This is a genomic window from Methylobacterium sp. E-005, assembly GCF_022829725.1.
Lineage (GTDB): Bacteria > Pseudomonadota > Alphaproteobacteria > Rhizobiales > Beijerinckiaceae > Methylobacterium.
Window position 1 is genome coordinate 1 of record NZ_JAKSYG010000221.1, and the last position, 426, is coordinate 426.

Below are 426 nucleotides of genomic sequence, written 5' to 3' on the forward strand. Positions count from 1 at the left end.
TCCCGGTGCTCAAGGACATGCTGCACCGGCGCGGCGGCGATCTCTCGGGCGGCCAGCAGCAGCAGCCCGGCATCGCCGGAGCGGTGGTGACCCGGCCCAAACTCCGCCCGCTCGCTGAGCCCAGCCAAGGCATCCAGCCCTCGACCATCCAGGATACAGGCCGGGCGGTTGCCTACCTGCGCGGCACGGGCCAGAGGGGCATCGCCGACATCAGCGCCAAGGGCGGGGTGGGGGTCAGGTTGTCGAAGTAGACTTCGCAAGGGGCCTGCGACCTCTGCAGTTCCTACGCGGTGATGGCTCGCGGGACGGTGGTCCTGCGCGGAGCACGGGCGGACAGGGTCGAGGCCGACGCGCTCCGGTGGATGTCGGTCTAGGCGGCGACCGCCCCGCGGGGCGCTCGGCCACCGCGCGCAGCGTCTCGCCGGC

The 426-nt window shown here is 73.0% G+C and carries 1 pseudogene; it reads left to right on the forward strand.

What is annotated here, in order from left to right:
* Positions 1 to 251, forward strand: a pseudogene (locus tag MKK88_RS26740) (hypothetical protein); the annotation flags it as partial.
* Positions 252 to 426 lie beyond the last annotated feature (175 nt).